Here is a 25,004-nt window from a genome sequence, read left to right as displayed (position 1 = left end):
AAGTTTTTTTTAATTTTTTAAAGAAAATTATTTTCTGAGAAATGGATAAAAATTCTGTCTGAAAAAAAAGAAAAATGTACTTTACGTTTTTCTGTATTCACGAAAATCAAATCTATTTAAAGGAATATCCGGAAAGGACAGGTTTAATAATCTGTCTTTTTTTAAATTATAACTGAATACTGTTAATTTTAAGTAATTTTATTTTGTGATGATTGTACTAATTTATGAATTCAAATAAAGCATTATTTTTTTAGTCATTTTACTCTTTTCAAATTTTGTTTTGGGTCAAAAGTCCAAAAAGCAACTTGATTCCCTTTTCAGCCGTCTTTTGGTAATGCGTTCTGAAGGAAAACTGAACGAGTCTTTGGTTGTATGCAGAGAATTAATTTCAGGATATGAACGGCTGAAAAACGAAGAGAAAGCTCTAAAAACCTACATTATTGCAGCCAATGTATCGAGTAACCTTTATAAAACAAAGGAAAGTCTTGCTTTTCTGGATATTGCTTCAAAAAAAAATGAAGCATTGAATAATGACGATGTTTTCACAAAAATAAACGCTGAATATGGAAGAAATTATAAAAATCTCGGATTTTATGCGCTGGCTCTGGAATACTATCAGAAAGCTATAGATGCCGCGAAAAAAAGCAACAGCAAGCCCAATCTGGAGTATTGTTACAGTCTGCGTTCCGTTGTTTATGAAGAGCAAAAAAATTACTCCAAAATGTATTCGGATCTTTTTAAAGCCCACGAAGCAAATCCTTCAGCATACACCGCTTCAAGACTCGCCAAATATTTTACATCATTCAAAAAAAATACAGATTCTACAAAATTCTATTTGGATCTGGGAGAAAAATTCGATCTTTCTAAAAAAATAACCTCGTTCGAAAGATCAATCTTAGACCGGAACTGGGGAAGATATTATTTAGAAAAGGGAGATTATAAAAATGCAGTTTCCTATTTTGAAAAATCTCTTGAAATTTCCAAAAAGCTGAACAAACCTCAAGATATAAAAGATACCCACAGACTTTTGGCGGATGCTTATAAACTGATGAATCAGCCAGATAAAGCTACTGAAAGTTTAGAAAAATATACCACGATTAACGACAGTCTTTCTGTTGAAAAACAAAAAATACAGGATTTCCCCGTAAAAAAAATCATTCAGGAAAAAGAAATCAGCAATCAGAAAACGTATACCAAACTGTATTTTTTCATTGCTTTGACGATTCTCTTATTTATAGCGATATATCTTTATACTTTAAAAAAACATAATGCCCGAAAAAAAGAAAATATTGCACTGATAAATACAAAAGAGGAAGAAAATCTGCAGCTTCAGCAAAAGGTAAATGAATCTTTTGAGGATATCATCGAGCTTGCCAAAAGCAACAGTCCAGAATTTTTCACCCGTTTTCAGGAGGTTTATCCTGAAGTTGTGAATGAACTGCTGAAGATTAATCCCAAATTAAGGGTCTCAGAACTCACCTTATGTGCTTTCATCTATCTGGGTTTTAATACAAAAGACATTGCTAACTATACTTTCCGCACAGTGAGTACCGTACGAAACCGAAAGCATAACCTGAGAACCAAACTGAATATTCCGGCGGAAGAAACTACGGAATTGTGGTTTAAAAATCTTGGAAAAAAACTGTACTGATTCTAAATTTATCTTCAAAACATATTAAACCAAAACTCCTCAAGCTTTTGAGGAGTTCAATAGAAAAGTAAAATGGGTGAAAAAACAAGTGTATCAATAATTTTAATCAAAATCAAGTAATCCGTCCGTGAGAATCTTCCACTGCATTTTCCCGAATCCGAAAATTCCGCCTAAAGCAATAAAAAAATTTCTTACTTTATCCCAAAAAGACGCATTGAAATTAGGACTTTCGTTCCTGCCGTAGATTGCGGCTTTTAAAATATTACCTTCTCTGGAAATCAGCATGTTGGATGTTGCTGCAGGAGTATAAAAATGGGCAATATGACTTTTCAGCTTATTTGGCTGTTTGGAAGGTCTGCACATCATCAGATACGATTCACTTCTGTCTGTATCTCTGTGAGAAATATTGATGATCTCCACCCAATCATATCCTTTAGCTTCCACCGTTCCGGGACCCGGAATGGAAATTCTTATAAAATCGCCTTTTCTGGGAATTCGGTCTGCAACGTTTCCGGAAGCATCAAAATGTTTAAAATCAGCAGAAGCTTTACCACAGTATTCTTTCCAGCGATTGATGGAGAAAAAACGCTCTTTAAGAACAGCAAATTTTGCGTTAACATCTAAAATCTTACACTGTTTGGTACTTTCTGTATCTTGGAATCCGCCTTTCTTCTGGATCGGAACTCCCGGAATCTGTTTCGGCTTCATACTACTTTCTTTGTGATTATTTACAAATTTAAAAATCTGGATATTAAATCATTATGAGCAGGATCATAGTAAATTTAAATGTCGAAATTTTCCTTTTCAAAAATTCAAATAAAAATATCCTCAAAATCATTTTATAGATTCTGAGGATCTTCTTAAAAGTTCTTTTTTGATCTTTCTTATTTAACAGCCATCATCGCTTTTTCGGATTCCATCAAATGATGTTCCAGCGTTGGAAGCGTTGCGCTTGCAAAAGATTTCAATGATGCTTCAGAACCCGCTGAAGCTTCTTTTTTAAATGCCGCAATATCTTCTTTATGATCGCTTACCATAAGATTTGCATACGCTTTATCAAAATCTTTTCCTTTTTTGGCTTTCAGATCGTCATACATTTTCTGTTGATCGGCATCCATAGCAGTCGGTAAAGTATAGCCTACCGTCATTGCCCATTTTTTTAGTTCCTCATTAGCTTTGGTGTGATTACTCACCATCATTTCTCCCAAAGATTTTACGGTAGCACTTTCAGCATTGGTTGCAGCCAGTTTTCCCAGCATCACTTCCATCATTCCGCCTTTTGCAGCGGCATCGGCAAACATTTTGTCCTGATCGCTGAGAGAAGCAGAGGCGTTTACCGCAGGTTGCGCTGCAGTTGTAGCAGAATCGTTGTTCATCATTCCGGAATCTGCAGGAGCCGTCATTGCTGTGCTGTCTGCGGAAGTGTCTACATTTGTGGTTTCATTTTTTTTGCACGCTACCATCGCTGCGATGGCAAGAATACTTAAGATTGAATTTTTCATAATGACATTATATTTGTGGTTTGATTTTCGGATGTTTTCTTAATTGATTTCAAATATGTAACAATTTGTCTGCCAAAAACTTAAAATAAATCCTGATATTAAAATAACGGATACCACAGTTTTTGATTAAGGCTAAATATTTTCAGAAAATCATAAACTGCTGATCTCGGATTGGGAAGAAGAGGGGAAGGAATAAGGAGAAATATGATGCTTCAGCTCGAAACTGAATTCAGGAAACTGATGTAAAGTAAAATTGTATTCGATATGTTTTTCGGTAAGGAGTTCTTTAATGGCCGCAATAAGATTCTGGATCATCCAGATGTGGAAGGAATATTTCTGATCCGAAAAAAAATCTATCTTTTTCAGGACATTCAGAAAAGTTCGCTGTACGATTTCTTCTGCCAGTTCTTTGGAGGAAACCGATTTCAGAGCAAGACCATATAATATACAGCCATAACTTTTATAGAGTTTCTCAAATCCCTGCTGCCGGTTTTTCCTTATCAAAAGACACAAGGCGGCATCTGAGCTGTTTTTGGTATTCAATTTTGTCATTTGGTGGTTACGCTATTGTATTGAATAATACTCATTTTCACGTCATCCAACGTCATTAGAAACTTAAAATGATAGAACAGAACATCAACTCAACTGACAAATCTCTACACTCTATAAATAAAATTTTATGATTTCTATCTGAACGATCAGATACAATCTATTATACAAATGCTATGCTAAAAATTTTAATTTTGAAAAATTATGAAATTAAAACTTGAAATTCTTTAAAAACGATGCCTACAACATAATGTAAATATGATGAATTATTGACTAAAATATAAGACTTTGGCTTTGGTTTCGATATTCTAGTATATAAAAAAAGATTGCCTGAAAGACAATCTTCTAATGAACATACATTCAATCCTAACCTTTATTTACTTCCCAAAAAACAAATCCGCCTCAGCTTTTCTTCTTCTCGCCAAACCTGCGAGAACTTTTCCGCCCGCTGTTATATATTTTGTAACAAACCAGTTTCTGATGGATTCCGGATTTGCTTTTTTGTTGATTAACGAAAACAATGTATCGGAACCTCCTGTGTTGTAGGTGTGCGAAACAAGCGCGTCGAACTGATTTTGTGTAAGGGGAATTTTAATTTTTCCGTACACAATTTTTTCATACGTTGGTAAAACTGATGCAAACAGTTCTGCTCCTTTTTCTTTTGTAATCGGCGGATCTTTCATGGTCACTTTTTTACCTCCCGGATAATAGGTGTTTCCGTAACCGATCGTCGGAATTCCCGCAGAATCCAGATAAGGTTTTGCACTGAAACCTTCGAATGATAAAATGAGCTGTATTCCTTTTGGTGATGTTTTCATTTTTTAAAATATTTGTAGGTGAAAAATGCCAGTATTAAAATTCCTGCAATAATGGTAATTACGATCCATGCTCCCGCCTGAAATCCGGTCACCTTTATTTTTTTTGTTTGTGCAGAAATTGTAAGATCAGACTCTTTTTGAGTTTCTCTGGAAATAACTTTTCGATCATTATTCCGCAGAAGAGTTACTGACTGTTCTTTTTTTGTCTCAGAAATTTTGTTGTCCGATTTTGCATAATGGGTATTGATGATATATTCTGCATTCCCTACAATTGAAATACTTTGAAGAGTATCTTTCCCTACAATATTATGATAAACAAAAGGACTGGTTTGATCGGATCTGCCCTTGATTAATATTTCTCCGGACTGTTCGTCCTTTCGTTTTTTTGAAAGCGTTTCTGAAGAACTGTTCTCTACTGACCGCTGACTTTTTGTACTCAGGGAATCTATTTTTACCAGTTCTGATTCCTGCTTTTTTTCTTCATAATTAGTGATCAATTTATTTTTAGTTCTACAGCCAGACACGATGCTCATTAAGGCAATCAGCAGTAAATGTTTTGCATTCATGATGTTGGTATTTAAAGTTCAATTTTGTTAAGAAAATATTTTATCCTCTTTTAAATATTCTTTCCTGATACTTTCAAGCAGCATCTCTGAATTTGCTCTGTAACCGGATTCTTCCGACGAAATTACTTTCAGACAAACATCCTGAATGATGTTCATGATATTAGAACCCGTAAGTTCATATCTTCTGGAAACCTGCTCCAGATTAATATCTCCAAGATCTAATTGCTGCGGTAGATTATGCTGCCATATGCGCAGACGTTCTTCATATCCAGGATTATTGAATTTTATACAGCTATGGAAACGTCTCGTAAAGGCTTTATCCATATTATTTTTAAAATTGGAAGCCAGAATAATAAGTCCTGAAAAGGTTTCTATTCGCTGTAACAGATAAGAGACCTCCTGATTGGCATATTTATCATGCGCATCGCGAACGTTGGTTCTTTTCCCGAAAATAGCATCTGCCTCATCAAAAAACAGGATCCAGTTTTTGTTTTCCGCTTTATCAAATAATTTGGCGAGCTGTTTTTCTGTTTCACCAATATATTTGGAAACGAGCATGGAAACATCCACTCTGAAAACAGGTCTTTTCGTATATTTCCCTAAAAGACTTGCAGCAAGGGTTTTTCCTGTTCCCGGATCTCCGTAAAACAGTACTCTGAAACCCGGTTTAAGTTTTTTCTGCATTCCCCAGTCTTCCATAAGAATTCTGCTGCTGTTGTACCACGCTTCAATCCCCTGAAGCTCATCCAAAGTATCCTGAGGAAGGATTAGATCTTCCCATGTTCTGCTTGTATGAAGCTGCTCTGCCGGGAAATCATTACTCATTTTAGGAAGCAGTTCTGTTCCGAACATTAAAGCCTCAAAAGCATCCTGATGAATGTTTAGCTGGCTGTTTATGGACGTGCTTTCCTGTCCTGAAAAAACAATAAGTTCCTCTCTTACAAGTGTTGAAATCTGGCTAAAATTATCTAATGCCTTCAGTCTCTGCTGAATATTTTCTCCGCCTAAAATATACTGTACTGACTGAATCGTGGGATTAAAAAGTCTGCCATTTTCATTAACCGAACAAAAATCGAATAATGAACCGGCAGGAAATTCCAGATAAATCTTTTTCAGCAAGGAAGGTTCCAGTCTTGGCAGCAAAGCCATTAAAAGGATAATAATTTCCTCATGTGTAAGCTTTTTTTCCAGAATATAATTTCCCAAATGAAAGTTTTTGTAATCGTATGGATTAAATTCGGGAGCAGTAGTGAAATCATCTTCCGGATGATTAAGACGCCAAGTAATAACGCTTTCTAAATGGATGAATAAATGTTGTAGTTGTGTTGGTTGCATTTTTGTCATTTTAAACCTCAAAATTCACCTTTTTCAGGGAGAAATCCTTGCTTTTTGGATGACAGTTTCTGTAGTTGCAGCAGAGTTGCAATTCGTATTTTTAAAATTGTTTGAGTTGATCTTAAAAGACTTAGATTATAAAAATCTAAGCCTAAAATTCTACAATTGATATAATGGTTTTTACGTTATGAAATTGGATCCAATAATGACTCTTTAATGGTAGTTCCGGTAGGTAAAATATGATTAAGAATCCCTGCGATTTCCTCATTGTTTTCATTAAGAACCGCGTCTTTTAATTCCTCTGTTCCGTTTTCGATGAAGCTGTTTAAAAGATTTTTTGTAATTCCGGATTGCTGATAATTTGAGTAATAGCTGAAAAGGGAATCAATATGCTGTTTTACGCCTAACCTTACGCCGGATTCTTTAAGATAATCGATCATCCGTTTACGCCTTTTAATAACCAATTCTGCACTTTCTGAAACAGAAAGAGGTACATACACACGTTTAATAAGCACAGGATTTTCATAGATATCGAACCATTTAATGAGGATATTTAATCCTTTTAAAAATCCGTTTTCATCCAGCTCATCTGAAAAGATTTTCTGAATTGCCAGATTCGTCTGTTCCTTGTCTAAATAGTAACCGGCAACGGCTTTTCTTCCTTTTTCATAAGTAGGTTCCCCTTTAACGATTCCATTCAGAATGGTGATATCTTTTGCCATTAGTTCAAAAGGCGTAAGATCTTTAAGATGCTGGTTTTGTTCAAATATTTTTAATTTCATTAGTCTTGATTTTGATAATTACATTCAATTCTTATATTTCTGATTCCCATTGCCACATCACCACCCCAACCATTTTCATTATTTTCTCCTGCATACAAGTATCCCGTCATTATAAGCTGATTATTGTCTACATTGTAAACTTTACATTCAATATGTTGATTAATTTCTTTGAGATCAGCTTTATAGAAAAAATAAAGATTATCCCATAAATTATAGTGATTAGTAACACTGTCTCCATTTGAAAACAAACTTCCCCAATAAGTTGCATGAGCTCTATACATAATATTTACATTAGTATTATTAATAAATTTGATATTGGTATTAATGATGTTTATTTTCTGACCAAAATCTATTTTGGAGAACGTCAAAATAATTTTGTCATTAAAAGTTCCTAAATCAAATCCTTCAGGTAATACCTGCAAATTATTTCCTATAATTCTTTCCACAGTGAAGCTAGAATTAGAGTTAGGATTAATCTGGTAGTTGAAATAATAGTATTCTGTTTCGGCAAGTTCATCCAACTGAAACTTTTTTATTTTAACTGAGTAAGGAGCAGTACCAAAAAAGTACTTTCTTTGTTCCTGATAATTATTCGTTTTACTAACATCAATTAGTTGCTCTCCTTCATCTTGAGAATTAACTGTTAGCAAAATTTTTTCTTTTCCGAAATTGTATCCATGATATGCTAAATATGCGTTATCAATTGATGCCAAACTATTAGCTAAAATTACCGCTTCTTTATTTGTCGGGATATCTTCTCTATGTTTAAATGCATCAATTAATTCTGCAAACTGGCTTTGAGTAGGATATTTATTTTTTTCAAAGTAGATTTTTAGCTGCTCTCTGGTAGCTAATTTATTCTTTTCCATAATTTTTTAATGTTTTTATATTTTGGCTTGCCAAAAATGATATTTTCAGTTTTGTGAAAGTATTTTATTTCTATATTCTTAAGATTCGATCCAGTATTTTCCAAAATCAGTACTACAAACATTAAGATTAGAGTATGAACCTTTTCTAATAGAACACAAAGGTTTCATTGTACCTACTCCAGTAATATCTGTATTCATTGTCTTGACATCACTACCGCTTCTAACAGTAATGTTTAATATGTTCCCTACTTTTGTAAAAATAATTGTATTATTGACACTTTTTGAAATTGTATTATAATTTTGATTATAAACTAACGGAGTGAAATTTATAGAATTATAGTAACCATTCCAGTTTACTCCTGTAGTAAAATAGGATATGAAACTGTCAATAATACCTATATTAGAAGTTGCATCAGAAGACGCCATACCTATTGTTCCTCTGTTTCCTTCATATGTTTCATTTCCAACGCTACCACCTATAACAAAAACCCAGTTTTTATTAGATGGTAAAATCAAATTAGGATAAGCACAAGCCATTATTTCATCTGTCGAAAATGTATTATAATTACTATTGTTTGTTTTTAGAACTATTCCACCATTTGCAGACAAAGCTGATGCTGTATTATTAGAAGCATTAATCAAATTCCAATCGTCTACCGTTAAATGTGTAAATTTTAAATTCCCTATATTCATAATAAATTCATTTAAATCCTTTACATTGGTATCTAATGCGGTAGGACTGTTTGTGTAAGTGTGAACTATATTTAAAGTTTGTGATGTTGGTGTAACAGGGTTAGGTAAAGTATCCGGTATGGTTACTACTAAAGCATCACCTTCTACAACCTGTTTTGTGTTTGAGTCTATTCTTAAAACTTTGGGATGGTCTTTGTAATCACTGCCTACATCCTTCAGTCCTTTCAAAAAATAAGCATTTCCTAAAGTATTCCATGTAAAATCCGCATTCTGAGTGAAAGTTCTTGCCTGAGTATTGGTAAGATCTGCGGTAGCAATATTACTTCCCAAAGTTCCCCATGAACTTCCGTTCCAGAGATAATATCCGGCTGTGCCATCAGTCTGATAAACAACAGCTCCCGCCTGAATAGTTCCTAAAGAAATCGCAAGCCTTTGAGCCTGAGTCATTCTTGGAGCGATAAGCGCTGCTTTAGAAGAAGAATCAACAGACCAGATAATATTATTGTAGTTATTACTTCCAATTCCCGAACTGTTTCCGTTATCCTGTAATAGGCTGTTAATAAATGTTGAGCCGTTCCATCTTCCGAGATAATTCGCTCCCATGGAAGGTTTATCAAATTTATTATTAAATGTATTCCAGTCTGTATTACTCAGATAACCTGAAGTATTCGTATTAGACTGAGATATGCTTAATGTTCTGTCAGACGATAAATTGCCTCCTCCCTGTAACGGAGAAACAGTATTGATAGCTACTGTTTTTTCTGCTTTAGCATCTAATGCGGTTTGCAATCCTCCAATGTTAGAAACTGCAAACATCACATTAGACAATACGTTTCCTTTGCTGTCTTTTAACTGTAAAATGTTGGAATTTAAAGCCAGTTGCGTACCTACATTATTCACAAAATCCGAAACTGAAATGCTGTCTAAAAGCTCATTGTCTGCATTATAAAGTTCTAATGAGGCTGTAGCCGTATTATATCTTAAATCTGTCCCTTCATTATCCAGAGACTGCAAAGAAATTTCCGACAATACATTTCCCTGAGCATCTGTTAATGACAATTTTTTGCTGGTAGGTGACCACAGAAGATCAAAGTCTAACGACAGATTTTCTAACCCTTCGATTTTTTCTTTAGGAATACTTTCCTTTTTATGCCAGTAAGAATCTAAAAATTCTGAGAATTGGGCTTCGGTAGGTTTCTTTCCGGTCTCAAAATAGAATTTTAGAATTTCTTTTGTTGTTGATTCATTTTTTTCCATACTTAATTTTTTAACTTTTCTAAGTTTTTAGCACAGCTGATTTGGATCCAATAGTATCTGTACTTGAGGGTTCAAAATTCCTTATTTTTTTCTTCTTATTAAAGTTTTTAGCCTCCTGCATTCTGTAGTTGCAGTAAGTCGTAAATTTTGTATAGCTTAAGAAGCCTTTTATTTACCGCTGGGAAATTTTACTGTTTTTTCAAAAGGAAAATAAGACACTTATATTGAATAAATGAAGCAGTATCCGAAAGGAAAACGAACATGAAAACTTTTATTGAGAAAATTAAAAAGAAGAAAAATTAGAAATGAAAAACTCGGGTGTAAAAAAAGAAACTGCCTCATTTTTGAGACAGTTTCTTTTTATTATAGAAACAAATCATTTGACATAGGAAATACTCTCGGTACAAAATGATCCGCCTCAAATTTAATGGTAACATTCTTTGGAACATCTTTAATCTCTTTGATATAATTCCCTGTAAAACATAAGGAAATGAAACATTCGGAAACTAAATTAGATAAAAAAGACGTATCAAACTCTTTAATTTTATTGATCTCGAAAGTTAAAAACTCCAGATTAATAAGATGATCTAAATTCTCCACTTTGCTGATATTATTTTCACTTAAATTTAATCTTTTTAAATTTTTCAAATTATCCAATCCTTTGATTTTTGAAATCTCATTACGGCTTAAGTCTAATACTTCTAAATTTTTCAAGCTTTCCAAACCTTCAATTTCTTCTACATGAGTACTCGAAATAAGAAGTTGTTTGAGATTGCGTAAGGTATCCAAACCCTCAATTTTTTCTACTAAGGTTCCATTTACTCTCAATTCTTCCAAATAGGGAAAGCGCTCCAAATCGGTTATTTTTTCAATTTTAGTTTCTCCAATATTTAAAGAACGGATATTTTCATTAACATTTATTTTTTTTATATGATCAATTTTAGTCAGAGTGACATCTAACCGCCGTAGGAACTTTAAATGTTCCAAACCATTTACTTCGAGATACGGATTGCAACTGATATATAATATTTCTAAATTAATTAAATCGCCCAACAAAGAAGTATCTTTAAGTCCAGTTGCTCCCAAATCCAGATTTCTCAGACTTTTTAAATCTCCTAAATACCTAAAGGATTTTTCCGGTAATTTATTGCTGGTTAAATCTAATGTTTCTAACCGTGAAAAAGCATTTAATGGACGTAACATTTCCACATTACAATATGGAATGGCTAATTTAACAAGACTGTCTGCTATTGGTAATAATACATCAATATCCTTTAAATCAACCTTATTTAAATATAATGTTTTAATATTCCCATCTTCATCTACATCATAATAATTTTCCCAGATGTGTTCTTTGGAACGAATAATTTGAGTATCAACCTCTTTTTCCAGTTTTTTTATAAAATCTGTCATGGTTATTTTAAATTTCTCTGCTTAAAAGTTTAAAGATAAAATAAAAAAGGAAAATTTCTAATTGAAATTTTCCTTTAGAGGCTTTTTAGGGACTGATCTTTCAAATGGTATTATAGACAAAATTATTCAAAAATTCCTGTCGGACGGCGATACAGTGTTGTGGGATAAGGATAATCATTATCAAAATTAATCTTAACATTATTAGGTGCTGCGTCTTGAATTACGTCAATATCTTTAATATCGCGTAAGTAAATATGACATTCTGAAACTAAATTATGAAAAAAAGATGTATCAAAATATGTGACAGTATTATTAGGTTCTAGCAATAAAAGCTCAAGATTTACAAGATTATCCAAATTTTCAACTCTTTTTATTTGATTTTCATTAAGGTTCAATCGTTTCAAATTGGTTAGATTATCCAAACCTTCTATTTTTGATATTTTATTAAAATTTAAATCTAAAACTTCCAATCCAATTAAATTTTCCAAACCCTCAATACGCTTTATGCTGTATGTAGATATAAAGAACTCTTTAAGATTTTTTAATGTATCCAATCCTTCAATTTTTTCGACTAAAGTACTTTCCATATTAAGGCTTTGCAAATTAGAAAACCTTTCCAAATGCATTATCCTTTTTATGTTAGTCCCCTTTACATTCAGTGAAGGGATATTTTCATTTATTCTAACTTTTCCAATGCTATCAATTCTACTATAAGATGCATCTAAATGCTGTAAAGATTTTAAACCTTCTAAACCATTCACTTCGTAAAGGCGGTTACTACTACCAATATACAATTCCTGCAAATGAGTAACACTGCCAAGTGGCGATGTATCCTGAATGTTAGTTCCACATAAATCCAATCGTTTAAGGTTTTTCAGATGGCCTAAATGACTTAATGTGGATCCGTGCAAACTATTGAGTCTTAAGCTTAATGATTCTAAACGGCTAAAAGATTTTAACGCTCCTATAGTTTTGATATTGCATTTAACAACAGCAAGATTAATCAAACTGTCTGCTATTGGTAATAATACATCGATATCCTTTAAATCAACCTTATTTAAATATAATGTTTTAATATTCCCATCTTCATCCAAATCATAATAATTTTCCCAGATGTGTTTCTTAGAATGAATAATTTGAATATCAAGCTCTTTTTCCAGTTTCTTTATAAAATCTGTCATGGTTTTTATCTTCTTTTTTTATTTTTTGTAGTCTGCTCTTTATCTTCTTTATATCTTATTAAATCATCAAATTTATCATCATTATCATATCCTTCAGGCTCACGTTTTAAATCTCCATTTAATCTATTATTTAAAATATCTAGAGCAAATTTAAAACAATCTGTTACACCAAGTTCGTATCCTATTTTCTGATAAGCATTCTCATAATCAGCTCGTTCTGTTGCTGCTGCGTCATATAAATTTCTTACGGCATGTCTATTTACATTTACTATAATATAATTTTCTGAAAAATATTTATTATCATCATCACCTCTTTCTCTGGCAGGACCCAAATTGAATACGGTTACTTTTTTCAATCTTACTTCTATCTTATCACCCGTAGCCTTAAGATCAAACATTATTTTATTAGGTAATATCGCTCTAAAATGTCGTCTATGGCTATCTCTAACTATTGCTGCCTGATTGTCTTTTAAAGGAATTTCATCACCATTTTCTTTTTTTAATATAGTATGTTTTACAACAGGTCCTTTTTTGCCTGGATTAACTTTACCAAATATATAAACCCATTTCCCAGTTTGGTCTAATTTTTCAGTAATAATCTTTAACTCTTTTAGTTCATAGGTATGCTTTATGGCTTCTAAACTTTTTTCTCTTTCTTCTGGGGTTAGGTTCTCGTCTTTTAATAGTTTTGTTCCTTCTTTCACCCCTTCATCTAAATCCCTTTTCTTTTCCTCAGTACTACGAAGATCTTCTCCTTTTTTCTCCTTCTTCTCTTTCTTGTCTCCAAAACCAATTTTCCCAAGCAATCCTTTAGCCTTCCCTTTCACAAAGTTCCAGAACTTCACAATGGCATTATTAATACGCTGTCTTATTTTTCTTACTACGCCGGTGACTTTATCTACCAATCCGCCAAGACCTGCCAAGGAAGCCAGAAAGCCTATCACGACTGGGATTGCTCTTCCCAATGCATTTTCTATCGCCTTCGCTACCGCTGCTACATTTCCGCTGGCAATGGCTTTGATACCTTCTGTAATGGCTTTTACCAGCTCCATGATCTGTGCAGCCTTCTGGATAAAGAATTTCACCAGATCGATAATCATCATTGCCGCTTTTACAAACGCTCCTGCCGGAGTAAGCAAGCCCAAAATAAACTTAATTCCTGCCTGTATTGCCTCCGTTTTAATGATATCGATAATGGTATCCATCACCGTAGCTTTAATATCCGCAAACTGGTCTTTTACATGTTCCCAAAGTCCGGCAAAACCATCTTTCTGAACAATCTGTACCATTTTGAAACTTCCTTCAAGTACCTTCATTGCAGGCTCTCCAACTACTGAAGCTCCAATTCCTCTGATATTATCCCATGTTAATCCCATCATCTGGGTACTGATGGAGAAAATACCTTTTAACGAGAATATATCTTCCGGCAAAGTGAAAGAAATATTTTTCATTGCTCCGGTCAGCCATCCGAAGAAACCGGTCTTAAGATGTGTCCAGATGTTTTTTCCGAAATTAGTAAATCCTTGCGAAACTCCGGCAATAAGATTGGATAAAAATCCTATCGGGTCTGCAACAATTGCCATAACTGCACTTACCGCTCCGGAAAGCAGCTCTGTAAGTGTTTTTCGGATTTCCATGATCGTTTTTGCCACTCCCACCGTTGCATCTTCTGCAGCTGCGATGAATCCGCGATTACGGTTCTTAATATCAACAATCAGTTCATCCACTTCTTTCAGTGCATCGTTGTACTTCGTTGCCAAAGAATCGATTAACGAAGATTCTTTTTCACTGATGGAGTTTTCAAGTTCTTTAAACTGTCCCTGAATTGCATCAATATCTCCTTTAATGGCTTTTTTTACATCCGCAGGAAGATTTTTAATAAAGGTAACAACTTTCTGGCGTCCGGAAGCAATGGACGCTTTTGCAGCATTCAATCGTGAGGTTACTAAATTGGCTATAGTATCAATAATACCGTCTAACCTTTGAAGAAATATCTTTCGTCCTTCAACGAAAAATATATTTACCTCATCTGGTAATTTTCTATTCCAGGCGTCTTCCAAACGGTTTCCATACTTATCCGCTCTATACCAACTGCCATATCTTTCATCTTTATAGTCTTCTATTTTTTTAGTAACATACCTTTCAAATGCAGATTTGGCATCTTTAGCTCCTGCATCGAACAACTGTGTAACTTTACTTTCCAGATCATCCAACTGTCCGTCAACCGATTTTTTGGTCTCTGCATAAATAGAATTCAGCTTATCCACAACATCCTGATGTTTGGCGGTATTTTTCTCACCGGCTTTATGCTGCTTGTTGGTTACACTATCTAGCAGTCCTTTTCTGCTTTGGTGCATTCCCTCCATTGTGCTGTTGGTTTTGCCCTGAGCTTCGCGTTTAGAAGCTTCCAGCTTTTTGCTTTCTTCATTTTTAAATTCCTTTGGAGCCTTTTCTGAGTTGTCTTTAGCTGCTTTTTTAGCATTAAGGGCATTGATGAAATCCGGTTCGTTGGATTTTGCCAACTGCTCATCTGTGATCTGGTTTTTGGCAAACTGCTGGTCAACAGACCTGTAACTTTTAGCAATCGGCTGGCTGAGTTCGGAGTCTCCTCTCTTAGCAGGCATTGCTTCAGATGCTTTTATATTTACTTTAGAACCTATTTTCGGATCTGGCAGTGCCGTTGCTTTACGCTGTGCAAGTTTGGTTTCATCCGGTTCTTTCTTCGCAACTTCAGCAATCTTGCCTGTTACATTATTTTTAGCCGCAATAACGTCTGCTCCCGCCGATTTGTTTACTTGCGCAATATTATTATTTTTTTCAAAATTATCTGCCTCTTTTTCATTTCTTGGCAGTTTCATTTTAGTGATTTTGCTTTCTAATTTTCTCTTGAAATCTGAAGCTTTAAAAGGTTCTGATCTTTGCTGACTCAACTGTTCTACCTGTTGACCCCTTGCTTTCGATTTTCGTTCTCCGGCAGGTACGGCGGCGGCAGCGTTGGCATGGCTTTCTGCCTTTTCTTTGGAACTGTGTGTGCTTTTCACTTTTGCCGTATTTTTAACCAAACCTATAGTCTGGTTAAATTTCGGATCACTGTTCGCGCTGGTTGGCGTTGTTCTAGCGGCTTCTTCCTGCTCGCCTGCTAAAGTAAACTCTGAACTGAGATCCATTGCAGCAACGGAATCCTGCACTTCAGATATGTTAACAGAATCTGCTAAGGCTGGAACTGCTGTTTCAGAATTACTATTGCCGTTGCTTTGAGCCATTGCAGCCTGTTCCTCCAACGTTTTCGGCACATACGTTCCGGATTTCAGATCATGATAATCTTTAACCTGACTGATGTTCAGCGTGGAAATATAATTTTTTTCCGCTTTTTTTGTTTGCGGATGATTGATATCTCCGGTTTCTGCCAGACTTTCCTGATGCTTTTTAAACATGATCCCGGAACCCTGATCGTAAATGGTCTGTGAACCGTGAACCGGAGCGATAATTCCGCTTGCATTCGTCTTATTGATATTCGGGGTTGCGAATCCTGCAAGAGCTGCAGATTCTTCAGGCTTTTGTGTTTGTAAAGGAGCCACTTCCGCCACGGGCAGAGGTACCACCACCAGCTTTTTAGCCTTCTGCTTTTTGCTCTGGCTATGATGGTTTTTGTTGTCTTTTTCTACAGGTTTTGCTGCTTTCATTGACTTGGTGTTTTTTAATTATATTTTGTTTAAAAGGCACGTAAAGCGCAACAATGGAAGCTGTGCTTTACCGTACCTGATGGAACTGAAAAATCAGACGCGGTAAGGTATTTTTTTAAGATTTTACTGCCTGTAAAGTGTACACAGCGTTATGATGAGAAATCGGAAGTGCTGTGCTTTTTTCTTTTGATCCGGCTGAAATTCCAGATTCAAAATTCAGAATTTTTAAGGAGAATAAGTCTTTTTTGGAGCGGAGGATTCTGTAGTTGCAGTAAGTGGTTTCCCGAAATGATTTCTGATGACAGTAATACAGAAATTTACTTTAAACTTTTACCACAAAAGATGCAAGAGATTTAAACACTTTAGTTTTTTAAGTTTAATGCTTAAATGAAAAAAAAGAGCACATAAGTTAAAAAAATCAAAGATTTTTTAATGTACTGATTATTTTAAATGGGACGTTTACTGTGATGTATTTTTATTGCAGTATTCTATATTTATATTCCACTGTTATAGATTGAAAGCCTACTGTACAGCAATTTTAACAATATGTTCTCCATTTACATTCCACTGTCTTGGATTGAAGGCTACTGTTCTGCAACTTTATTACTGCTCACCTTTTCTGCTGCTTACCACAGTACATTTTAAGCTTACTACAGTACATTTTTATTACTGCTCACCTTTTCTACTGCTTACTGCTTAACATTTTAGGCTTGCTACAGTACATTTTATCACTGCTCACTCGTTCCATACTCCAATACACTATATTTTAGCCTTACTGCACTACAATTTTATTCCAATACATTTTTCCTAAAGCTTAGTACACAAGATTCAAATAGTATTTTAAAGGAGTTTAGCCTGCTTCATGTAATAACGTTTTCAGATGTTGGTTTTTAACAACAATAATTAATTGTTTTTGATGTTTGTCCTGCTTCGGAGGATTTCTTTGTTCTTTATTTTATTTCCTCTTTCTTCTCTTTTTCTTCTTCAGGCTGTCTGTTTGGCTGGTTTCCGATGTAAAGATTCATGGTTGTATCAATCCAGTTGGGAAGATTGGTGGTAATCATTTTCAGGAACTTGTCGTAGCCATAGCCGAGTACAAACAATATTCCTGTGGAATACCATTTGTTGTGGAGTTCGGCACTTTTCATGACATAGCTCATGGTGAAACCGACAATAATCACGATAATTAAGGTGATGATATGTTCCCAAGGCCTCTTTTTTTCTTTGTTCTGTATGGAGATCAATACTCTTAACAGTCCTCCCGAAAATGCAATGGCAGTTCCGATGAGGAGGGCTTTTATACTATCTAAATTCATTCTTCATATTATTATTCATTAAAATTGATTTTTCACAACGCTAAGTTGTTAATCGTCCTGATCGAGCATATACATATCATCCAGAAATTTTCTGCTCGTTTCGATGTTTTCGTTTTCGCTGAGGTAAGCCAGCTCGTCTATAAGATCACTAATGTCTCTATCGGGATCCTGAAATTTTTCTAAGCTTTCTTTAATTTTTTTGTTTTCTTCTTTTTCCATGACTACCAAAATTTATTAATGCTGATTTTTAATTTTCAATTTCTTCCTGTTACTTTCGAAACCAGTGTATTGCAGGCTCGTCTTTAGCCTTAAAAGCATCGTTCCGGAAAGTAAAACAGTTTTTACCTTGTTGTTGTTCTCTATAAATTAAATGGATAATGAAAAGACAATCTTTTATTGATCTGATGGGCAGATTGAATTAGAAGCACTGAACTGTGCGGTTGCTTGGTCTTAAGCTTTTTAGAATATAATTTTCCGGCTCTAATTTTTTGTGATGGTGGATCAGTTGTAAAAGATTGTCCTGAGGAAGCCGCACGAAATGCGGATTTTTAATGGATTTTGTTTTTCCGTTTTACTCCTGAATGATGTTGTAAATGGTTCTTTCCGACAAAAACAGCATCTCCGTAAGTTCGGTTACAATAACTTTCATTTGTTTGTCCTGATTGCGTTTTACATAATCGTTGACAAAGTCTTTTCTTTTCTCTACAAGTTCTTTACTACGTTTCATTTTTAAAAAGGTTAAAAGTTGTTTTAATAAAATAATTTTTCGTGTCTTTTTTTGATCATTTGGGTCAATAAAATCCTGCAAAGGCTTAAGTCTGCCTCTGAAAAGATGTTTAATGATGTTATTTGATTTTAATTCCTAGAAGTCGGCTTCCTGTGTTTTCCGGCACAATTTCATCGGCCTGTCTTCCTGAATTTTATTTTCCTTCGTCTGCGAAAAGTATCTTCATATACAATTTGTGTTTAAACTTAATAGCAAAGGCGCAAGAATTTTATCTGCAATAAAATTAAGCATCAATCCTTGTTGAAAATCTTGGATTTTCCTGCACCTCAAAAGATCTGAGACCAATAAAATCTTGCGTCTTTGCTTCTTCCAACAAGAATCTCTTTATTTAAAAAAGTTTAAACAAATTCATATTAAAAAATGAATTTATTTCTGCAAACTCAGATTCTCCGCTTTGGAATGTATTTAAATTATTACTGACAGTTATAATGAATCGATATTTTATAATCTGAACAGCATCTTTGTCTTACATTTTCACGGTCTGTGTTTATGGTCGTTAAAACAAAACAGCAAATGTTCGCATTATCGATTAAAAAAAATGCACATTTTTCGGAAAAAGAATTTAAAATCAATAATAAAAACATTCTCACAAATATAAAAACGCACTTTTTACATTGTTTTTGTATTACTGAACGTTTATCTTCTGTCTGTAAACAAAATGTACATAAACAATTTTAAATATTTGATTAACAACCTATATTAAACCAAAAAAAATTAAAAAGCATCAAATATGTATTAAATTGTTGTGATAATTTTTGTACATTTGCCATATTCTGTTTTAACAACGAGACAAATATACGAACAATGTTCGTATTTCAAAATAAAAAAGGAAAATATTTTGCGTATTTTTTCATAAATAACGATAAACATATCAAAATGACCAACTTAGAATTTAAAGAGATCAGAAAGAAATTAAAGATGAAGCAGGCCGAGATTGCCGAGGCGATAGGAGTTGGTACGAGAGCCATCCAGTACTGGGAAAAAGGCGAAAGAAAAATACCGGAAACCACTGCTTATTTTGTAAAAAACCTTTTGCAGGAACAGCAGCAGAAACCCAATAACAGTGCATCGCCGGTTGCTTATTCGGATCTAAAGATTATGTACGTTCCGCTGGCGAACCAATACGCACAAGCCGGATATCTGAGCAGATTTGCGGACGAGGAATATATAGAAAGTTTACCCACGATTCCTTTCAGTGATGATGTGGAACACCGCGGCGAATATATGTGCTTCGAAGTTCGGGGAGACAGTATGGACGACGGCTCCTACGAAAGTTATCTTGAAGGCGATATTATTTTATGCAGAAATATCCGTCAGGATTACTGGATGAGCAAGCTGCATTATGATAAATGGGATTTTGTCATCGTACACAAAGAAAAAGGGATTCTCGTGAAAAGAATCATCAATCATGATGTGGAACGAGGCATTATCACTCTTCATTCTCTGAATGAATATTACGAAGACTTTGAAATTCATCTTCAGGATGTTGCCAAACTTTTCAATATCATCAGTACGAGGCGTAAAAATAACAGAAGGTGATAGAAAGCTTTATCATAGAATAAAAAGTCCGTCTCACAACGAGTGAAAACGGACTTATTTTATAATTTCACTTGATATCTATTGCTTTTTAATCTATTAAACACTCGTAGTGCATTTAGGCAATATTTATTTTTAAATTATTGATATTCCTATTTGCATTTCTGTTTATTGTTTGAATAATAGTGAGCGTTACTATTTTTGAAAGTATCCTTGTTTTAAAACCTAAAAAACTTTTGGCGTAATTCCTTCTAATCATAAACTGGTCACAAAGTTGAGAGAATAAAGTTTCTATCCTCTTTCTGGACTTGCGTATTATGTAAGGCTGAATTTTATAATTTTTTTGGTTCTTTCTCATTGGAACTTCAAGTTTTATATTATACGATGTAAACAAGTCTAATTGGTACTCTGCAGACAAATAACCTTTATCACCCAAGATTGTACAGTTTTCAACTTGTTGCTTTATATCTTTCAGATAATGAATATCATGCACTGAAGCAGGGCTAATATCCAGACTTTGAAATACACCTTCTGCTGAACAAACTGCATGAAGTTTATAACCATAGTAATGCATTTTCTGTGATGCGCAATACCCTCTGTTTGGAAGCGCATAATCTGTTTCTTTACATATTCCACTCCATGAACTCCTTGATAATTTGCACACTTCCAATGGCATACTGTCTACCACAAAATACTTTTCAGAGCCATTAAACCTTTCCGCTAATAATTTTCTAATCCTTTCCATATGGTTAAACAGTTTCCTTTTTCTTCTGTTGTAAACACTTCGTTCGATAAGAGATTTAATTTCAACAGGTAAGATTCTAAAAAGCTGATGCTCACTATCAATACTCATATATTCAGAAGTCAGATTTATGGCGATTATCCTTAAATCTGTTAACTTGGGTTTTCGTATCTGAAATAAAAAATTCTCACTATCTAATTCTAATTTCTTTAATACTTCTAAAATTTTCTCGTAATTTGCTCTAAAGTTGTGCATTTAATTGTTTGTGTGGTAACTACAATTTACTGCTTTTTAGCAGCTTGCACAACTTTTACTCAATATAACACAAATGCACTACGGGTCTATTAAACAACTAATATCGGTTTGTAAGATACCTGTTGCACCAGTAATAGAAAATATTTTATCTCCAACTTGCTGACCATAATTGTAAATTTTTATATATGAATAGCTTCCACCCGTTACAGGAGTTCCGTTACTATTATATAATTGTGAACCAATATGGGGTGTTAAAGTATCAAATCCTAAAAGATGAGTATCTTTTGTTGTCCTGCAGGCAGAAGCGGTATCATCATGAAAGCTTACTCCGAAAGAGTATAATTGTGAAATTTTATAATCTCTGCTAATAACATTACTATATAAAATTTTCCCGTTAGAATAAGTAACCTTTAAACGCATCGAATAATTATGATTAACAGGATCAAATCCAAAAGCGTGAGAGGTTGTTCCACTTCCGTTATTTTCTAAAACCCAAGCCGAGCCTAAAGTAACATCAGTCAATTCCCATTCTGTCGCTTTAATTGCACCTTCATAAGTGGAAATTCTTACCGAATAAAGATATGCATTTGAAGAATTATCATAATGAGTACTTAAATCTGTTCCCGCATTATCCCAAGCTATTAACACTGGATAATAAGTACCAGATGTAAATTGTATAACATTTGACCAATCTGAAACCGTACCTGCTGGTGTACAATATTTTCTTGCCCTTATATACAGAACAGTATCATTGGGAATGTCTCCGCTATCCATTTGAATATTTTCAATTTGATTGTACTGAAATCCCACTCTAGAGTGAACGATTTTTGCAAAACTACTATCTGTTGCTATTTGGTATTCTGGTGACCAGGAACCTAAATTAAGGACCGTATAATCCATCACGATTTGTCCATTAGAAAGTACATCTACTTTATTAATAACTGGTGTTTCACAAGCTGAAGGATTACAATTTCCAATTTTAAATAAGCTTTTTCCTTTAGCTATAACCCCATCTTCATCCATTAATTCTACAATGAGCTCATAGTCACCTTCATTCTGAATAAAAGGAAGCTTTACAGTGTCTGAAGAGCTTGGAATAGGATTTATATTGTATTCGGAATATGGATCAGACGGACTTCCGTTTTTATTTTTATAATAAGCAATTGCGCTTTTTATTGGCTTAGAAGATGTGTAATCTACCTTAAATGAAATATTGCATGTTTCTGTTGCCATTATTTTATTTTATATTGTTATTAAATTTAATAAGCAAAGGGTGAATTTTTAATCTTTCAACTGCATAAGGATCCCCTTTCTTATTGTGATATTTATTTAGGAATACGTCCTTCACAGCAGTCTCCTCCTTCCTCGAAGACGATACCTTTAATAATGATGGGATTTTCTTCGTACCAATTTTCAAGAGATACATTCTGTTCACATCCGCCTCCAATAACTTTTACTTTTATGTTCGGAATTTTTCTCGGAGAAAGATTATTAAACGTATGAGTTACAAAACCTTTTGAATCCGGATTTTGAATTACCTGACTTCCATTATCAAGGAAATCCCAGCTATACTGATAATCCATGAAATGTTCTCCTGTTATTTTGAATTTCACAACAGTTGCTGTTGAATCAGACTCAGGAATATCAACTTTCTCCACGACAATTCTCACCTGCGGTTCTGTAATCACGGTTACAGTACAATCAGTAGGTTTTCCGTTAACATTAAAACTGATTAGCTGGTTATGCAATTCCTGACTTACCGATGCAGGATTAAAGAAGTATAATCCGTCAACTAACTCTACACCACCATCCAGATCAGAATCTACATTTGCCGTTACGATGCCATTGAAAGGAAATACTGTAAACGGAATTTTCTCCGCTTTGGCACAAATAGTCGTATTAGGTAAACTCAGATTAATCTTCACTTTCGGCGTACAGCAGATGTACGGAAGCGAGAAATCTGCCACAATAACTTCATTTCTCCCAATATGATCATACACCATGATAAAAGTACCTCCTTTTGCAACTCCGTGTTTGTGTTCTAAACCCGAATATTTATCGATATATTCATTAAAATACGCCTTTGAAAGATCTTTATTTTTCAATAATTCTTTGAAAGACAAAAGCATGATATCAAATCCGAGCTGTTGCTCATCTCTGATTTTTTTTATCTGATCAAATGCATCCTGATAATGCATTCCCTGATGTCCCTCAATATTATAAAATGAAACTCTGTCAATGTTAAAACCTAAAGGTTTTCTCACATAAGATTCTTGTGAGAAAAGACCAGAATTATAGCCTATATTATTTCGGAAAGCCGGAGTTCTTACTTTATTAAAATCCCAAACTTTCAGGAAATTATCTGTAATCCTGTAATAAAAAGGGATTGCTTTATTCCCTAAGAATTCTGACTTTTGAGATGGGGTGATTTTAATGGCGGATTCCGCTTCTATTGGTATATCATTCCCAATTACTTCTACATTGCGGTTTGGATATTTAAAATTCTGTACCAGCAAATTAAAACGGCTAATTAATGTTTTAACTCTCTGCACCGCCTTTTCATCATCCAAGGCCGGAGAATTGTAAAACTTATGTCTTGAAGAATCCAGCTGAGTTTCTGAATTTAATTTCCCTAACATCATATGCTTAGGAAAAGAAGCAAAATCGGGAAGAAACTTCGTAAACGTCTTAGGAAGCAGTCTGATGATTTCGGAATACGTAGCCGTTAAATCTTTTACCACATCATAAGCATACTGAAAACCAAACGGAAGGTTAAGACATTCTTCCAAAACACTTTTAAAAGTAAGATGATCCGCAACAGGAAGTCCAAACATTTTAGAAATTTCGTAGATTTTTCTAAAAACCAGCTCACCATAGCCGTTTCTTTCTAAAACATCGGCATACATATTTTTTAAATCGGCATAGGAAAATCTTGTTTCAATTCCTTTTTCCTGAATAAGCCTTTCCAGAATCACGCGCTCCTGCTTTACACTTCCTAATATGTCTTCTATAAATAACGGATGCGGCTGAATACGGTCTTTTTGAAGAATATAATTAACACCCTGTTCGTTTGTAACCAACACTTTAAGATTTCGGATCTGCTGAATTCCGTGGTTGTCACAGTCGACGCCTCTACAAGGCTTTACTTCTTTCTCATAGCTTTCCAAATAGAGCATTAAATATTGATCTTCCAGATTTGAGAAATTAGCAACAGGCTGAAAATCCGAAGTTGCTTCCTGAACTGTCGCCAGTTCCCAAAGTTCAATCTGTCCTCCGTTTTCGTCATAAAATAGAGGATAGTTTACCTTGAAATTGTCGTATTTTTTAAAGTGAGTATATTCTTTACTATCAATGCTGATTGTCTTTAAATCACTTACATATAACTCTTCGCTTACCTTACTCGTATTATTCAGGGTAAGCAAATCTCCGTCTGTAGTAACTGCAACTCCCTGCGAAAGTTTTATGCTGTTAAGTATTTTATTGGAATAGATAAGCTCAGGTTTAAAACCACATACTATACCTACACCCTGAAGCATTACTCTGGATAAACGATCCTGATCTTCAAAAAAGTCTAAAAACTCATTGAACTGAGTATACTCAATGTACTGTCCTTTACTGAATTTGCGGTATTGGGTAGATACATCACTTAATTTAATGAACTTCCGGTATGGATTCGGTATATTATTTAATTGATTATTCATTATTGTTCATTTTTAATGATTTGTTAAAATGATTTAAACAACACCTTAGACAAATGTATTTCTAAGGTGTTATTTTAATTACTGCTCTGATTCTTAACTGAACTTATTGGCAAGTCTGGCATTTACAGGAAGACTGGGCAGTAAATACTTTTTTTGTAAGTGTATTTAAATATTCCCTATACTTCCGGATAAAAATCTCTGCTGTTTCCGACATAAGAATCCTGTCCTGTACAGTATCGAAACTTATATACACCACATCGTTCAGAATAAAAATCTGCTTTATATCAATCACAGAATCTTTTGTAGTTAATAAGCTGTCTACCTCAATAGTAATTCCGTCTTTTTCATATGTATCAATCAGTTTCATA

At 34.2% G+C, this 25,004-nt stretch carries 21 protein-coding genes; 2 read left to right on the top strand and 19 right to left on the bottom strand.

Annotation, left to right across the window (positions count from 1 at the left end; translation table 11 throughout):
- Window positions 1–280: 280 nt before the first annotated feature.
- Entirely contained in the window at window positions 281–1,651 is a 1,371-nt protein-coding gene (locus tag H6W53_RS06190) for a tetratricopeptide repeat protein (RefSeq protein ID WP_185205246.1), read from the top strand.
- Between the two features lie 102 nt (window positions 1,652–1,753).
- Here H6W53_RS06190 and H6W53_RS06185 read toward each other — a convergent pair whose 3' ends face one another.
- The 15 genes from H6W53_RS06185 to H6W53_RS06115 all read right to left on the bottom strand — a co-directional run bounded on the left by H6W53_RS06185 (window position 1,754) and on the right by H6W53_RS06115 (window position 18,342).
- Window positions 1,754–2,359: a hypothetical protein gene (locus tag H6W53_RS06185; RefSeq protein ID WP_185205245.1), complete on the bottom strand. Its 606-nt coding sequence runs from the start codon at window positions 2,357–2,359 to the stop codon at window positions 1,754–1,756.
- A 176-nt stretch (window positions 2,360–2,535) separates the two neighbouring features.
- Window positions 2,536–3,153, bottom strand: a complete 618-nt coding sequence (locus H6W53_RS06180; protein WP_185205244.1) for a DUF4142 domain-containing protein — start codon at window positions 3,151–3,153, stop codon at window positions 2,536–2,538.
- 150 nt (window positions 3,154–3,303) lie between these two features.
- Window positions 3,304–3,705, bottom strand: coding sequence for an RNA polymerase sigma factor (locus H6W53_RS06175; protein ID WP_185205243.1), 402 nt, complete (start codon window positions 3,703–3,705; stop codon window positions 3,304–3,306).
- 374 nt (window positions 3,706–4,079) lie between these two features.
- Window positions 4,080–4,520 (bottom strand): lysozyme, encoded by a 441-nt coding sequence (locus tag H6W53_RS06170; RefSeq protein WP_185205242.1) that lies wholly within the window; start codon window positions 4,518–4,520, stop codon window positions 4,080–4,082.
- On the bottom strand, window positions 4,517–5,086 hold the full coding sequence (locus H6W53_RS06165; protein WP_185205241.1) for a hypothetical protein: 570 nt from the start codon (window positions 5,084–5,086) through the stop codon (window positions 4,517–4,519). The genes H6W53_RS06170 and H6W53_RS06165 overlap by 4 nt, the downstream gene beginning before the upstream one ends.
- Before the next feature lie 27 nt (window positions 5,087–5,113).
- Entirely contained in the window at window positions 5,114–6,421 is a 1,308-nt protein-coding gene (locus H6W53_RS06160; RefSeq protein WP_185205240.1) for an ATP-binding protein, read from the bottom strand.
- A 185-nt stretch (window positions 6,422–6,606) separates the two neighbouring features.
- Window positions 6,607–7,203, bottom strand: coding sequence for a hypothetical protein (locus H6W53_RS06155; RefSeq protein WP_185205239.1), 597 nt, complete (start codon window positions 7,201–7,203; stop codon window positions 6,607–6,609).
- On the bottom strand, window positions 7,203–8,072 hold the full coding sequence (locus tag H6W53_RS06150; protein ID WP_185205238.1) for a hypothetical protein: 870 nt from the start codon (window positions 8,070–8,072) through the stop codon (window positions 7,203–7,205). Before H6W53_RS06150 ends, H6W53_RS06155 begins: the two co-directional genes overlap by 1 nt.
- A 78-nt stretch (window positions 8,073–8,150) precedes the next feature.
- Window positions 8,151–10,022: a hypothetical protein gene (locus H6W53_RS06145; RefSeq protein WP_185205237.1), complete on the bottom strand. Its 1,872-nt coding sequence runs from the start codon at window positions 10,020–10,022 to the stop codon at window positions 8,151–8,153.
- Window positions 10,023–10,385: 363 nt separating this feature from the next.
- Window positions 10,386–11,435, bottom strand: a complete 1,050-nt coding sequence (locus tag H6W53_RS06140; protein WP_185205236.1) for a leucine-rich repeat domain-containing protein — start codon at window positions 11,433–11,435, stop codon at window positions 10,386–10,388.
- 122 nt (window positions 11,436–11,557) lie between these two features.
- Window positions 11,558–12,616 (bottom strand): leucine-rich repeat domain-containing protein, encoded by a 1,059-nt coding sequence (locus H6W53_RS06135; RefSeq protein ID WP_185205235.1) that lies wholly within the window; start codon window positions 12,614–12,616, stop codon window positions 11,558–11,560.
- Between the two features lie 5 nt (window positions 12,617–12,621).
- Window positions 12,622–16,299 (bottom strand): hypothetical protein, encoded by a 3,678-nt coding sequence (locus H6W53_RS06130; RefSeq protein ID WP_185205234.1) that lies wholly within the window; start codon window positions 16,297–16,299, stop codon window positions 12,622–12,624.
- Between the two features lie 950 nt (window positions 16,300–17,249).
- Window positions 17,250–17,615: a hypothetical protein gene (locus H6W53_RS06125; RefSeq protein WP_076394835.1), complete on the bottom strand. Its 366-nt coding sequence runs from the start codon at window positions 17,613–17,615 to the stop codon at window positions 17,250–17,252.
- A 48-nt stretch (window positions 17,616–17,663) separates the two neighbouring features.
- The gene (locus H6W53_RS06120) at window positions 17,664–17,834 is read right to left on the bottom strand and encodes a hypothetical protein (protein WP_185205233.1); all 171 of its coding nucleotides are present in this window, start codon (window positions 17,832–17,834) and stop codon (window positions 17,664–17,666) included.
- Window positions 17,835–18,186: 352 nt separating this feature from the next.
- Entirely contained in the window at window positions 18,187–18,342 is a 156-nt protein-coding gene (locus H6W53_RS06115; RefSeq protein ID WP_157967284.1) for a hypothetical protein, read from the bottom strand.
- Between the two features lie 936 nt (window positions 18,343–19,278).
- Between H6W53_RS06115 and H6W53_RS06110 the strand changes: the two genes are divergently transcribed.
- The gene (locus H6W53_RS06110) at window positions 19,279–19,941 is read left to right on the top strand and encodes a S24 family peptidase (RefSeq protein ID WP_228457758.1); all 663 of its coding nucleotides are present in this window, start codon (window positions 19,279–19,281) and stop codon (window positions 19,939–19,941) included.
- 115 nt (window positions 19,942–20,056) lie between these two features.
- Here the strand turns inward: H6W53_RS06110 and H6W53_RS06105 are convergent, their stop codons facing one another.
- From H6W53_RS06105 to H6W53_RS06090, 4 genes are all read right to left on the bottom strand, one after another.
- Window positions 20,057–20,935 carry an IS982 family transposase gene (locus H6W53_RS06105; RefSeq protein ID WP_185205232.1) on the bottom strand — a complete coding sequence of 293 codons (879 nt, stop codon included), beginning with the start codon at window positions 20,933–20,935 and terminating at the stop codon, window positions 20,057–20,059.
- Between the two features lie 78 nt (window positions 20,936–21,013).
- On the bottom strand, window positions 21,014–22,168 hold the full coding sequence (locus H6W53_RS06100) for a hypothetical protein (protein ID WP_185205231.1): 1,155 nt from the start codon (window positions 22,166–22,168) through the stop codon (window positions 21,014–21,016).
- A 92-nt stretch (window positions 22,169–22,260) separates the two neighbouring features.
- Entirely contained in the window at window positions 22,261–24,636 is a 2,376-nt protein-coding gene (locus H6W53_RS06095; RefSeq protein ID WP_185205230.1) for a hypothetical protein, read from the bottom strand.
- A gap of 103 nt (window positions 24,637–24,739) precedes the next feature.
- On the bottom strand, window positions 24,740–25,003 hold the full coding sequence (locus tag H6W53_RS06090; RefSeq protein WP_185205229.1) for a hypothetical protein: 264 nt from the start codon (window positions 25,001–25,003) through the stop codon (window positions 24,740–24,742).
- Between the last annotated feature and the right edge of the window lies 1 nt (window position 25,004).

This window comes from Chryseobacterium sp. C3 (assembly GCF_014218905.1).
In the GTDB taxonomy this organism is placed as follows: Bacteria; Bacteroidota; Bacteroidia; order Flavobacteriales; family Weeksellaceae; genus Chryseobacterium; species Chryseobacterium mucoviscidosis.
Note: the sequence above shows the minus strand (reverse complement) of the source record. Positions and strands in the feature narration are given on the sequence as shown.

Bases quoted from the DNA above. Each gene is read 5' to 3' on its own strand.
- H6W53_RS06090 (WP_185205229.1), bottom strand. From the start codon at position 25,003: ATGAAACTGATTGATACATATGAAAAAGACGGAATTACTATTGAGGTA.
- H6W53_RS06150 (WP_185205238.1), bottom strand. From the start codon at position 8,072: ATGGAAAAGAATAAATTAGCTACCAGAGAGCAGCTAAAAATCTACTTT.
- H6W53_RS06155 (WP_185205239.1), bottom strand. From the start codon at position 7,203: ATGAAATTAAAAATATTTGAACAAAACCAGCATCTTAAAGATCTTACG.
- H6W53_RS06145 (WP_185205237.1), bottom strand. From the start codon at position 10,022: ATGGAAAAAAATGAATCAACAACAAAAGAAATTCTAAAATTCTATTTT.
- H6W53_RS06180 (WP_185205244.1), bottom strand. From the start codon at position 3,153: ATGAAAAATTCAATCTTAAGTATTCTTGCCATCGCAGCGATGGTAGCG.
- H6W53_RS06110 (WP_228457758.1), top strand. From the start codon at position 19,279: ATGACCAACTTAGAATTTAAAGAGATCAGAAAGAAATTAAAGATGAAG.
- H6W53_RS06170 (WP_185205242.1), bottom strand. From the start codon at position 4,520: ATGAAAACATCACCAAAAGGAATACAGCTCATTTTATCATTCGAAGGT.
- H6W53_RS06175 (WP_185205243.1), bottom strand. From the start codon at position 3,705: ATGACAAAATTGAATACCAAAAACAGCTCAGATGCCGCCTTGTGTCTT.
- H6W53_RS06140 (WP_185205236.1), bottom strand. From the start codon at position 11,435: ATGACAGATTTTATAAAAAAACTGGAAAAAGAGGTTGATACTCAAATT.
- H6W53_RS06125 (WP_076394835.1), bottom strand. From the start codon at position 17,615: ATGAATTTAGATAGTATAAAAGCCCTCCTCATCGGAACTGCCATTGCA.
- H6W53_RS06105 (WP_185205232.1), bottom strand. From the start codon at position 20,935: ATGCACAACTTTAGAGCAAATTACGAGAAAATTTTAGAAGTATTAAAG.
- H6W53_RS06095 (WP_185205230.1), bottom strand. From the start codon at position 24,636: ATGAATAATCAATTAAATAATATACCGAATCCATACCGGAAGTTCATT.
- H6W53_RS06160 (WP_185205240.1), bottom strand. From the start codon at position 6,421: ATGCAACCAACACAACTACAACATTTATTCATCCATTTAGAAAGCGTT.
- H6W53_RS06130 (WP_185205234.1), bottom strand. From the start codon at position 16,299: ATGAAAGCAGCAAAACCTGTAGAAAAAGACAACAAAAACCATCATAGC.
- H6W53_RS06165 (WP_185205241.1), bottom strand. From the start codon at position 5,086: ATGAATGCAAAACATTTACTGCTGATTGCCTTAATGAGCATCGTGTCT.
- H6W53_RS06185 (WP_185205245.1), bottom strand. From the start codon at position 2,359: ATGAAGCCGAAACAGATTCCGGGAGTTCCGATCCAGAAGAAAGGCGGA.
- H6W53_RS06115 (WP_157967284.1), bottom strand. From the start codon at position 18,342: ATGAAACGTAGTAAAGAACTTGTAGAGAAAAGAAAAGACTTTGTCAAC.
- H6W53_RS06100 (WP_185205231.1), bottom strand. From the start codon at position 22,168: ATGGCAACAGAAACATGCAATATTTCATTTAAGGTAGATTACACATCT.
- H6W53_RS06135 (WP_185205235.1), bottom strand. From the start codon at position 12,616: ATGACAGATTTTATAAAGAAACTGGAAAAAGAGCTTGATATTCAAATT.
- H6W53_RS06120 (WP_185205233.1), bottom strand. From the start codon at position 17,834: ATGGAAAAAGAAGAAAACAAAAAAATTAAAGAAAGCTTAGAAAAATTT.